This window comes from Streptomyces sp. NPDC004752 (assembly GCF_053601275.1).
This window is the reverse complement of the sequence record NZ_JBSGBN010000139.1, coordinates 15,798-26,864: the sequence shown is the minus strand read 5'-3', so window position 1 is coordinate 26,864 and position 11,067 is coordinate 15,798. Positions and strand designations below refer to the sequence as shown.

The window sequence follows — 11,067 nt, the reverse complement described above, 5'->3', positions numbered from 1 at the left end:
GCTGCGCGCCACGCGCCAGCGGCCGCGCAGCGGCCGCCCTCACTCCCGCCCGATCCGGGGCCTCCGCTCCGCTCCAGCCCCAACCCTCCCCGCCTGTAGGGGAACCGAGGGGAGAAGCGGCAGCAGTGAGAGGGGAGGCGGGGATCGGAACGAGTGGCGCGGGCCGAATCGGGGGATTCGGTGGGGGTGACGGAGAGTCAGAGCGGCATGGAAACGCTGGGCTGGGATTGGACTTGAAACCACGATCGCGTGAGCTCCCGTCAGGCTGCTTTCCGGCTCCGGTAGGGCCAGACTAACAGGATCGCGCCACGTTCGAGGGATTTTCTCCCTTGCTGCTGCTTCATTTTGAACCACGAGATAGACTCTGGACTCAAAGCGCACCACCCTTGGAACGCTCGGAGGCTTATCGAGATCCACTTAGGACCCTTGCGAGTGCTTCGGTGAGGCAGAGTAGCCAACCGCCCGAGCCACTCCCACCGTAGCCCTTGTGGCGCTTCTACGTGCAGGTTTCCCGTTTCCTCTCACTCGAACCGACCGGGCATCACCCAGGAGAAAGCAGACAGGAATGTCGACCACGAACCGCGCAGATCAGCGCGAGGCCGCCCAGCGAGAAGCCATTGACGCGGTCCTCCGTGCCCTCGAACTCCCTGCAAGATCGCTGGTGCCGGAGAGGGGTCTGCGGACACAGGTGATCATGGCGACCGGGTCCGGGAAGACCCGGGTGGCGGTCCGGAGCGCGGAAGAGCTCCACGCGGGCCGTGTGCTGGTCCTCGTGCCCTCTCTGGATCTGCTCGCCCAGACCGAGTCTGCGTGGCGTGAGGGAGGCCGCCGGGGCCCGATGATCGGGGTCTCGTCCCTGCGGGGTGAGGAGGTGTCCTTTCCCAACACCACGGACGTGGACGAGCTGGTGGAGTGGACGAGGGGCCTGGAGAAGGTCACCGTGTACGCCACGTACGCCAGCCTCGGTCTGGGCACGCTGGAGCGGGCGCACACCGCCGGCCTTTCGGCGTGGGACCTGATCGTGGTCGATGAGGCGCACAGGACGTCAGGCCGGATCGGCAAGCCGTGGGCGGTCGTTCACGACAACACCCGCATCCCGTCGCTGCGGCGGCTGTACATGACGGCCACGCCCCGGCTGTGGCAGCTGGACGAGGACCAGGAGCAGGGCGGTGCGCCGGGTGAGCTGGTGGCGAGCATGTCGGATGACCCGGACGGGCCGTTCGGCAGCCGGTGTTTCACCCTGACGCTGTCGGAGGCGATCGACCGGGGGATCTGTGCGCCGTACCAGGTGGTGTGTGTGGACATCACCGACACGCAGTTCCAGGCCGCGCTGCTGCTGGGTGCCGAGGGACGGTCGGACGAGATGCGCGGGGCCCGGCTCGCCGCTCTCCAGACGGCACTGGTGAAGGCGTCAGCCGAGGAAGCCTTCAAGCGCACGCTGGTGTTCCACCACGTCATCAAGGAGGCCGAAGCCTTCTCGGCCGGGGTCCCGGACGTCGCGGCGCAGCTGCACGCCGCCGATCCGGAGCTGTACCCGACGACAGTGTGGGCGGACTGGCTGTGCGGCGATCACAAGGCGCTCCACCGCCGGCGCGTGCTCGGGGAGTTCTCCTCCCTGATCGCGGCGGACGGCACGGTGGTGGAGAAGGCGTTCCTCAGCTCGGTGAAGGTGTTGGGCGAGGGCGTCGACACCCGCAACTGTGACTCCGTGTACTTCGCGGACGTGCGCGGCTCGATGCCCGACCTAGTCCAGGCCGTGGGGCGCGCGCTGCGGATGCAGCCCGGCGAGGGCAAGATGGCCTCCCTCGTGGTGCCGGTGCTGCTGGCTCCCGGGGAGACGGCGGACAACATGCTCACCAGCAGGGCGTTCGGCGGGCTGGCGAAGCTGCTGGAGGCGCTCAGGGCGCACGACACCCGCATCGTGGAGCAGTTGGCCCAACAGCAGGCCCCGAGCCGCTACAAGCCCGTCCAGAAGGACGCCAAGAGCAAGGAGAAGAGCGGGGGCGGGGACGGTGGGCCGTCCGCGTCGGCGAAGGCGTTGCTGAAGTTCTCCACGCCGCGTGACCCGGCCGCGCTGGCCGCGTTCATCAACCTGCGGGTCCTCAACCCCGAGCACGAGCACTGGCGGCGCGGCATCGAGGCCGCCGTGCTGTACGCGCGGGAGGTCGGCGACCTGAAGGTGCCGTTCACGTACCGGGTGCCTGCGGGTGAGGAGGCTCAGGCTGAGGGGTGGCCGGCCTCGCTGGCCAACTTCCCGCTGGGGCAGTGGATCGCCGACGCCCGCCGCTTCTACGCCCGCGGGGACATGGACGAGGACCGCGTCCAGCAGCTGGAGAAGCTCGGCATGGTGTGGTCGCACTTCGACGTCGCGTGGGAGGAAGGCCTGGCCGCCGCCCGAGGCTGGGCTGCCGAGAACGGGCACCTCCTGGCCCCGCTGGACGCCACCTACCAGGGCGCCAGGGTGGGCATCTGGCTCAAGAACGCCCGGGCCGCCGCCCGCAAGGCGATGGACATCGAGCAGCGGCGTGCCGAGGGCCTGCCGGTGGGATCGGTGGCCGGCGCACTGTCGGAGGACAGGCGCGAGCAGCTGGAGGAGATCGACGCCTCGTGGTGCCCCACCTGGCCGGTGGAGTGGCAGCGGGCTTTCCACCTCACCCGGCTGCACCTGGACGAAGGCGGGGCGCTGCCGACCGAGCCGGGTGACGTCCTGCGCCAGGGCGAAGACCTCGGGCGGTGGGTGCGTGCCCAACGGCTGGGCTGGGACAAGCTCACCGCCGTGCAGCAGTGGATGCTGGAGCAGGTCCTCGGGATCACACCCGCCACCGAGGACGAGAAGCCCAAGCCGCGCCGTACGCAGGCCGACAAGTGGGCCGCCAACCTGGCAGCCGCGAAGCAGTTCTACGAGCGTGAGGGCCATCTGAACGTCCCCCGCAAGCACGTGGAGACCGTGCTCTCGGGTGAGGGATGGGAACTGCAGTTCCGTCTCGGGGCATGGATCGGCAACCAGCGCTCCCGTGCGGCAACGCTGCCGGAAGACCGACGCGAGCAGCTGTCCGCGATCGGGATGCGCTGGGCGTAGGTAGCGACAGTTCGAGGTGCGGCATCTGCCTGAGGCAGATGCCGCATTCCGCTGTTGTGCAGGTGAATCCCATACTAGAGTTCTGGCATGGCAAAGACGCCGCGCATGACGCTCCAGACACAACTGGTGCTGCGGACCCTGCTGGAGAGCCCTGCCGAGGCCCGTTACGGTCTGGAACTCTCCCAAGCAGCAGGCCTTCCCACTGGCACCATCCATCCGATCCTCGCCCGCCTCGAGAACACAGGCTGGCTTGAGTCCTTCTGGGAAGACCAGAACGAGATCGAGAAGACCGATCCGCCCCGGCCCCGCCGCCGCTACTACCGCTTCGCTCCAAGCGGTGCCGAGTCCGCCCGCGTCGCTCTCGCCGCCGCCTACCAGGGGGGCGCCACCTCTGCCCGCCTTCGCCCTGCTGATGGTCTGGGGAGTTGAGGCTGCGTTATGCACGGCGCCGACAATGGGGTCAGCGAAACGCTCACGCTCCCCTGGTTAGTGATCCGCCAGGACGACAACGGCAACCGGTACCGGGTCGGCAGGTATGCCACCCGCGACGAAGCCCAAAAGATCAGCGAAGATCTCGATGAACGCGGCCATCGGCAGCTCTACTGGGTGGAACGCGTCGGACAAGGCCGTGCAACTCCCAGTACCAACAGCAGTGACTCTGCGCGGGACATCGTGCGAGGTGGCCCCTCGGGCATCCGACGCGGGCTCGGGCAAATACCACCCCCTCCCCAGGAATCCGCTGACGCCGTCAGGGATGAACCCGCGAGCGACATGGACGACTGTGCTGACCGGCGCCTACAACGGGCACGGCCTCTGTTCGAAGCACTCTCCCGCCTCCTGCCCGCGAACGCCCGTGACCGCTGGCCCGAAGAGTGGATGGCAGAGTGGGTCGACCTCGGCAAACAGCCTCTGCGTACCCGGGTGGCCTGGCTGCTGCGGGTCACACTGCGCAGCGGACTGTACTTCGCCTGGTCCCTTCGCCTGGCGGCGCGACGGCAGCGTGTCCAATGAGGCCCCAGGTGGCAGGAGCCGTCGCAGACACCCCGCCGCTTCCCCGTCAGGACAACACGGCTGATCACAAGCAGACGGCCACATGCACGCGTCTAGAAGGGCGGTTCGTCGGAGTAGCCGCCCTTGGCTGGAGTAGTCGGGGCCGGCGTGGGCGTGGTGGCCCACGGATCATCCTGCGTGGGCTGGGTGCGAGGGGCGCCCCACCCCGAGTTGGATCGCGCCGGCGGGACAGGAGCGGGGGCGTTCTCCGGTTCGACGCCATCAATGTCGTCGTTCAACAACTGGCGCAGGCGCTCCCTGCAGGTGGTCGGATCCCCATCGTCGTTCCAGTCGGACGACTCCGACCAGCGCCTGCGGTCAGGGTCCTGACCACCGATCTCGCACAGGGCTCGCAGGACCGCGTCGACTCGCTCCCACGTGCTGATCGTCTGCCCCTTGAGGAGCCGACGGATGGTTTCCCGGCTTACAGGAAGCGGATCCTGCATAGAGCTGGTCTTCGCTGCGATGCGGGCGGGTGTAGGGCGCCCTGCTTCCTTGAAGTGGACGAACAGCTCGGCTACAAAGTCGCGCCTGGTCCCATCAGGCAGGTCGGCTTTGCTGGGCATCCGCAGCATCTGTGGCATCCGCCAACTCTCGCACTCTTCAACTCAGTTCGGCACGTGATTCCTCACGAAGACTCGGCATGACACCCCAGGTCACCCCGGGATTACTCATGTTGAGGTCACAAAGGCCCAAGTAGAACCGCAATGGCGTCTCGTTGACACAGATGGACTTCTTTCGACAATCCACTGTTTCCGCTGGTCAGAGCAGGTTTCGAGGTGCTTTTGTTGGTCCTCGTCCACCCCACGAGACCTCGAAAATCTCAACGGGTGGACAACGGCACGGCTGTCGCCGGAAACGGCGACGGCCCCCTGGTGGGCAGGGAGCCGTCTGCAGAAGACCGAACATCCCCGACGAAGGAGAAGCTCATGTCCAAGCCCGAGCGTAAGGGCAACAGCCCGGACCCGGAACCCCTCCCGTCCTCGAGGACCAGGTGGGCCAAGCGCGCCCGGCGGCTCCGCAATGAGGCCGGCCTGCATCTGCTCCGAGGGGTCGCAACCGCGGTCGGCGGCGCCATCGTCGCGTACGGCGGCCTCTGGATCCAGTCGCGCTGACAGCGGCCAGACGACCCGAGCCGTGGCCGGCGGCAGCCTGCATGGCCGTCGGCCCGCTACGGGCGATCCTCAAGCCGGGCAAGCAGGCCAGCGGCGGTGGCGACTGCCGCAACGGCGTCGGCGCGGGTCCAGACGAAGTTCTCGGTCGTGCCCGAGTCGTCGTGCGGGGCACCGCTGAACAAGGCGAAGGCGCTCTGGATGAGTACCGCCCAGCGCTCCTCCTGGTCCCGCTCCGCAGCCTTCTTCTTCGCCGCCTGGTCGTGGACCTTTTGGGTGTTGCAGGCCTCCCGTACGGGATCGAGGGCTGCGCGGGCGAGGGTCACGGCGTACTCGTACCGGCCGTCGCGGACCGCTCTCTTCGCTTCGCGGATCCGTCGTGCGCCGGTGGCCCGGGCCTCCACGGTGGTGACCGGGATGAGCACGTCGACGAACGCGCCGGCATCGAGCTGGGTGAGGGCGTTGCTCCACGTCGCGTGCGGGATACGGATGATCTCCTGGTCCTGGGCGACGGGCCAGTGCTTCGTCTCTGCCAGGGCAGTCAAGCTGAGTTGGGCGCGCAGGACCAGGTCGGCACCCGCGCGCAGCTTCTCCAGGCCGCGAAGCTGCCGGTCCGTCACGGTCGTCTCCAGCGTGAGCTGCATCTTGAATGGCTTCAGCCCCACGGGGCCCCTCGGGGCGTGGACGCTGCCGATGTAGCTGGCGGGGTTCGGCATCTCGTGTACCCAGAGGTCGCCGGAGGCAAGGAAGGGCGCGTCCACGGTGTAGTTGCCGCGGGCGGTCACGTCGAAGGTCAGGGCGAGACGGTGTACGTCCCAGCCCTGGGTGAAGGTCACGTTGTGCTGCGCCTGGACGTCGACGCTGTAGTCGTTCATACCGAATTGGAAGTTAGCCATCGTTCCTCGCCTGGTTGAACTCTTGCCCGATGGTCGCAGGCCAACCGCCGCACCGGCAGCGCTTTTTGGCAGGGGATCACGGCGTAGCCAACTACAGCCCCTCATGGGCGGACTGCTTCGTGGCGTCCAGGACGCGACGATCTCCTCTAGGGCATGGCTGGCGTAGTCATGTCGTACGGAGAGGTCCGGTTTCCGGGGACACGGACGACGACGGCCCATCGGTCTCGTTGTTCTGGGACGGGCGAGGGGATGTGCTCTGCCCACATGTCGTCGCGGATGTTGGGGATCCAGCTCGGTTTGGGTGTCAGGTCGAGGACGACCAGCATGCCCAAGGTGATGCCGCCGGCCTGGTAGGCGACCGTTTGGCCGAGGTAGCGCCGTAGCCCCTTGCGCGTTGTTTTGCCCTTTGTGCGCTTGCATTCGATGACGGTAGAGAAGCCGGGGAAACGGACTTCGATATCGGCGCGGCCTCCGCTGCGGTCGGTGACTTCGATGTCGACGTCCTCCAGGTTGCCGTAGAGGTAGTCGTGGAGGTCCTCCTGGACTGTCTCCTCCAGGGGAAGCTTTTCGCCAGGCTTGGGGGCGAAGAGGTACGCGAAGCGAGGTGTGTGGTGGGCTCGGGCGCGATTGGTCCTGCTGTGCAGGAAGCGGATGGTCTGGACGATCAGGTGGGCGAAATACTGCCGGACAGTGGGGTGCTGGAAATCGTCGCAGCCCTTCAATACGGCGATGATGTCGTTGTAAATGTGCTGCTGGGCGATCGGCAGCCTGCTGATCAGGGTGGCTTCCCAGTCTGCGTGGCCAGCCTGGAGGCTGGTGAGCATGTGTGCGGGCAGGCTGGCGAGGAGCTGGCTACCGAGTTCGGCGGCCAGTTCCGGGTAGGAGGCCGCCGCCGCGGCTTTTCCCGGGCCTTCTGACTGCGCCTGGGGGGCGTCGGCTTGTAGGCGGTCGTCAATGGCTTGGAGAAGTTGGTGGGCGGCATTGGCGTCCCAGTCGTCGGGAGCGTCGGCGACCAAGCCGCGTAGGTGCAGCAGCAAGCCTTGGCGGTTGGCGAAGGCGTCTTCGATGCGCGGGGCGACCAGGACTTGCAGGCCGGGGGCGGCGTCGGCTGGCTGGAGGCGGACGCTGCGATGTGCGGTATAGGTGGCAAGGATGTGCTGGATGGTCTGGTTGGGCCATATCGTCAGCCGCTGGTCGAGGTGAGCGTCAGCGTGTTCGAGGTCGAGGCTGAGGGTGTACCAGGCCGCTTCGGTGTCGTAGCGGCCGGCGCGCCAGTGGGTGCGAGTGCCGGTCAGCCACATGGCGTGCTCGGTCAGTGAGCGGCGCAGCTGGCAGGTGGCTGTGGTGAGGGTAGTGGTGTCGCCGGTGTCGAAGGCAAGGACAGCGTCGAGCGCGGCAAGGTAGGCGGCGGCGTCGGGACGGTCTTCGTCGGCGTCGATGGCCTGTTGAAGGAAGCTGCGGGCCGTGGTGAATGCCGCAAGGAGGGTGGGGCGGTCGGGGGCGTTGGCGGCGTCGGCAAGGTGGCACATGGCGAGCTCGTAGGCGGCGTCGCCGTGGACCGCGGTCTGGGTGAAGTGCTGCAGCGCGGCGAGCAGGTCGCTGTCCCGCCAGTGTTCGTAGGCGGTGCCCAGGGCGCGGACGACGCGGCGGGCGTAGGCGGCAGGGGCCCTGGTGGCGCCGGGGTCGACGAGGCGGTCGAGGAGTCCGTAGCGGCGGGTGGTTCCCGGCAGGGCGAGGCGGAGAGCGGCTTCGAGGAAGAGGCCGGCGAGTTCGGCTTCCATGGGGGTGGTGTGGTGGCGGCTGCGTTCGAGGGCGAGGGTGTTGAGCTGGGAGCTCGCGCGCTGGAGGTAGCCGGGGTGTTCGACGAGCTGGTCGAGGAGGTCGTCAGCAGCCGCGGGGCTGGTGGCTGTGGTGAGAGCGCGGGTGATGAAGTCGGCGGCCTTGTCGGGGTGGTGGAGGGTGTCCCATTCGGCAAGGAGGGTTTCGGCGGCGCGGAACCACAGCGGGGAGGCGGCCAGGGTGTCGGCCTGCTGCCAGAAGGTGTCCTCACCGCCAAGGTCGGTGAGGGTGGGTGGATCGCCGTCCTGGGCGAGGAGCGTCTCGAGTGGGGTCACGGCGGGTGGCCTTTCTCGATGGGACAGGCGGCGAAGGACGGTCGGTCACCTTAACGGGCCGGTCACCATACGGGCTCACCCGGGCCTGCGGCTTTCAGGCGGTCGGCGGGGATGACCGTGGTGGCCAGGTCGCGTTTGGCGGTGGCGGTGATGACTTGGAGGCCGGAGGTCTCCTCGCAGATGTCCTTGAGCTGGCTGAGGACTTCGGCCAGGTCGACGTCGATGGTTTCCTGTGCGCCGGCGGAGTCGAGCAAGAGCAGTCCCGGGTGGCGGCCGACGCCGGTTTCCTTGCCGACGCGCAAGAGGGCGAGGAGAGTGGCGATGCGTAGCCGTACATGCTCACCGGGGGTGACGGCGGTGAAGGTGGTCTTGCTGTCGCCCTTGGCGATCTGAAGCGTGCCGTTGCCCAGTAGTTTGACGGCTTGGAGCTCTTTCATCCCCAGCCGGATCGCCAGTTGGCAGATCTCCGCACTCAGGGTGCCCAAGAGCTGGTCTGAGGCCTTCTTCGCGCGTTTGTCGGCTTCCTTGGCAGCTGCCTCCAGGACGCTTTCTTCCGGTGACTTCCGATCAGGCTGCTCGGCGCGGCGTTCGGCGGCTTGGCGCTCTGCGAGGGCACCCTCGACACGGGCGACCTCAAGATGGGCGCGCAGAGAAGACTCGCTGGGCATGGCTGTCTGGGCTGCGGCGAGATCAGTGCGGGCCTGGGCCAGGCCGGCCTCGGATGCGGTGACGGCTTGGGCGGCCTGTCGGGCTGATTTCTTCGCTGCGGTGTGGGCCTCTTTGAGGGTCTGGATGCAGGCGGCGAGTTCATCGGCTGCCGACGGATCGACGGGGACTTCTGTGGGGGCGGAGCCGCAGATGCGGCAATGTGCCTCGTCGAGGTCCGCGTGGGGCAGCTGGTCCAGTGCGGTGGAGCAGCGCGGGCAGCAGGTGGGTTTCAGAGCCCCGAAGAAACGCTGGGCAGCCGCGGTCTCACGCAGGTCCCGCAGTCGGCTCTGATCAAGGACCAACGTTTCGTGGAGTTCCTGCTCGGCTTGCTGACTTTGGTGCATCTGCTGCACCGCGTGAGCGTGCTGGGTGGTCAGTTCGGCCAGTCGGGCACCGGCCCGCTCCACGGCCTCGGCCGCCTCTTGAATGGTGGGGCCAGCTTCGGCCTGCGCTGCCGCCTGCCGGGCTTGAGCCAGCTGGTCTCGGAGTTCTTGCACAGAGGCGCTGCGGGCTGCCAGGTCCTGCTGCGCGCGCCGACGCTGTCCTCGCAAGGACTGCTGCACCAGCCCCAGGGCTGCATTGGCGTCGCGGCGGGTGGCCGTCCAGGGCAGACCGACGAACATCTGCAGAAGGCTCACCATCGTGCCGCCGCCAGCGGTCTGCCCCAGCAGGGCGTCGCTCTCGCGGTTGCGGCACAGAAGAGCGTGGCTGAAGGCCGGCCAGGATGTGACCACCACCTGGCCGTCGGCGCTGCCTGCCGTGGCCTGGTCCGTCGTGTCCGCAGTGGCGTCCTTGCGCCAGCCGCGCAGGAACTCCAAGCCGAGCCTGTCCATCATGAACGCGTCCATCACGGAGGCGAATTCGGCCTCGCCCGCGAACTGCGTGGCGTGCTCCTGGATGCCCACGGTCAGGGTGCCGGTGAGCTGGCTGCCGGTGGTGTCGACGCCTACCGTGAACGGTTCGTTATCGATCTGGGCGTCCAGGCGTACGTGGTGGATCCAGTGGCGCACGTCGGCCTGCAGAGCGTCCGAGCCGCGCAGGCACCACCAGATGATCTCCAGAATGCTGCTCTTGCCTCGCAGGTTGTCCGCCGTCACGCCCCACAGGCCGGGTCCCAGGTCCCAGGAGAAGTCCACCGTGCCGGTGGACTTGCCGCTCTTTTCACCCGTGAAGGCCAGGCGTTTAACTAGCAGCTGACGCGGACGGGGCAGGATGCCGCTCTCGCGCACTCCGTGCCGGGCCAGGATCTCTCCTGCCAGCCCTGCCTCGATACCTGCCCGGCGGGCTACCGTCTCCACAAAGTCGCTCATCGGCTTGCTCCCGCCCTCTGCTCCGTGATCTGCGCAAGCCGCTGCCGCACGCGGTCGGTGATACCGCTGATGCTGGCCTTCCACACCGTGCGCTCGTACTCCGCCTGCGCGTACTGCAGGGCCTTCAGCTGGCTGCCGCTGCTCTGCCCCGCCACCGCCAGCACGATCGCCGCGCGTTCGTCGTACCAGGCCAGGTCCGAGGCAGTAGTCCGCAGTTCCCCCGCTAGGTCCCGGCCAGCGGGCAGCAGGTAGTAGTCCCACCGGTCCACCTTCACCGGTGGCTCCCCCACCGCCACGATGTCAATCAGGCCGTGCGCGTACAAAAGGCCCAAGGCATCGTCCAGTGCCTCCCAGGCGCCGAACCGCCAGCGCAGCATCGGATAGCGGGAGATCTCTGGTTCATCCCCCTCCAGAAGAGCACCAGCTCGCTCTAGCGCCCCCGCAGTGTCGTCGACGTTGCCTGCCTCGACCTGGTTGAGCAACTCATCAGCCAGGTAATCGGGATTCCGCAGCCAAAAATCCAACGCCTGCAGCCGCTTCTGCCCCCGGATCACCGCAACCGCTCCCTGCGGCTCCTGCCCGGCCTGGTCATCACCGTGCGGCGCGCCGCAGTGATCCAACAGGAAGAGCAGCCGCACCGCGTCCTGTGCGCGCGACGCCCGCCGCACTCCGGACTCCGCCACCCGACTTCCTCCCCCGTGCTGACAACCAAGATCCCACAACTAGCACATGACGACAGCTGTGCGTAACCACTTGAACACCCGTCCCTGGACGAGTGCGTCTACTCACAACGGGACA

9 protein-coding genes and 1 pseudogene are annotated in these 11,067 nt (G+C 67.7%); 5 read left to right on the top strand and 5 right to left on the bottom strand.

Going from position 1 to position 11,067, the window contains the following annotated elements; translation table 11 throughout:
• Positions 1–565 precede the first annotated feature (565 nt).
• The 4 genes and pseudogenes from ACWEKM_RS38340 (at position 566) to ACWEKM_RS38325 (ending at position 4,090) form a co-directional block, all read left to right on the top strand.
• Positions 566–3,079 (top strand): Helicase associated domain protein, encoded by a 2,514-nt coding sequence (locus tag ACWEKM_RS38340; protein ID WP_451625908.1) that lies wholly within the window; start codon positions 566–568, stop codon positions 3,077–3,079.
• A gap of 87 nt (positions 3,080–3,166) precedes the next feature.
• Positions 3,167–3,508: a PadR family transcriptional regulator gene (locus ACWEKM_RS38335; protein ID WP_229868564.1), complete on the top strand. Its 342-nt coding sequence runs from the start codon at positions 3,167–3,169 to the stop codon at positions 3,506–3,508.
• Positions 3,509–3,517: 9 nt separating this feature from the next.
• A pseudogene (locus tag ACWEKM_RS38330) lies at positions 3,518–3,703 on the top strand (hypothetical protein); the annotation flags it as partial.
• Between the two features lie 252 nt (positions 3,704–3,955).
• Entirely contained in the window at positions 3,956–4,090 is a 135-nt protein-coding gene (locus ACWEKM_RS38325; protein ID WP_360020206.1) for a hypothetical protein, read from the top strand.
• A 92-nt stretch (positions 4,091–4,182) separates the two neighbouring features.
• Here ACWEKM_RS38325 and ACWEKM_RS38320 read toward each other — a convergent pair whose 3' ends face one another.
• Entirely contained in the window at positions 4,183–4,713 is a 531-nt protein-coding gene (locus ACWEKM_RS38320) for a hypothetical protein (RefSeq protein WP_398433855.1), read from the bottom strand.
• A 345-nt stretch (positions 4,714–5,058) separates the two neighbouring features.
• Between ACWEKM_RS38320 and ACWEKM_RS38315 the strand changes: the two genes are divergently transcribed.
• Positions 5,059–5,244 carry a hypothetical protein gene (locus tag ACWEKM_RS38315; protein WP_451625907.1) on the top strand — a complete coding sequence of 62 codons (186 nt, stop codon included), beginning with the start codon at positions 5,059–5,061 and terminating at the stop codon, positions 5,242–5,244.
• A gap of 56 nt (positions 5,245–5,300) precedes the next feature.
• On the opposite strand, the gene ACWEKM_RS38310 is transcribed toward ACWEKM_RS38315, so the two are convergent.
• The 4 genes from ACWEKM_RS38310 to ACWEKM_RS38295 all read right to left on the bottom strand — a co-directional run bounded on the left by ACWEKM_RS38310 (position 5,301) and on the right by ACWEKM_RS38295 (position 10,952).
• Complete coding sequence (locus tag ACWEKM_RS38310; RefSeq protein ID WP_158973293.1) at positions 5,301–6,137, bottom strand: hypothetical protein; 837 nt, start codon at positions 6,135–6,137, stop codon at positions 5,301–5,303.
• Between the two features lie 146 nt (positions 6,138–6,283).
• Positions 6,284–8,251, bottom strand: coding sequence for a hypothetical protein (locus tag ACWEKM_RS38305; RefSeq protein WP_398433854.1), 1,968 nt, complete (start codon positions 8,249–8,251; stop codon positions 6,284–6,286).
• Positions 8,252–8,313: 62 nt separating this feature from the next.
• On the bottom strand, positions 8,314–10,269 hold the full coding sequence (locus ACWEKM_RS38300) for a hypothetical protein (protein WP_451625906.1): 1,956 nt from the start codon (positions 10,267–10,269) through the stop codon (positions 8,314–8,316).
• Entirely contained in the window at positions 10,266–10,952 is a 687-nt protein-coding gene (locus tag ACWEKM_RS38295) for a hypothetical protein (protein WP_051866217.1), read from the bottom strand. Before ACWEKM_RS38295 ends, ACWEKM_RS38300 begins: the two co-directional genes overlap by 4 nt.
• Positions 10,953–11,067 lie beyond the last annotated feature (115 nt).

Coding starts and splice junctions, on each gene's coding strand:
- ACWEKM_RS38315 (WP_451625907.1), top strand. CDS start 5,059: ATGTCCAAGCCCGAGCGTAAGGGCAACAGCCCGGACCCGGAACCCCTC.
- ACWEKM_RS38320 (WP_398433855.1), bottom strand. CDS start 4,713: ATGCCACAGATGCTGCGGATGCCCAGCAAAGCCGACCTGCCTGATGGG.
- ACWEKM_RS38300 (WP_451625906.1), bottom strand. CDS start 10,269: ATGAGCGACTTTGTGGAGACGGTAGCCCGCCGGGCAGGTATCGAGGCA.
- ACWEKM_RS38335 (WP_229868564.1), top strand. CDS start 3,167: ATGGCAAAGACGCCGCGCATGACGCTCCAGACACAACTGGTGCTGCGG.
- ACWEKM_RS38310 (WP_158973293.1), bottom strand. CDS start 6,137: ATGGCTAACTTCCAATTCGGTATGAACGACTACAGCGTCGACGTCCAG.
- ACWEKM_RS38325 (WP_360020206.1), top strand. CDS start 3,956: ATGGCAGAGTGGGTCGACCTCGGCAAACAGCCTCTGCGTACCCGGGTG.
- ACWEKM_RS38340 (WP_451625908.1), top strand. CDS start 566: ATGTCGACCACGAACCGCGCAGATCAGCGCGAGGCCGCCCAGCGAGAA.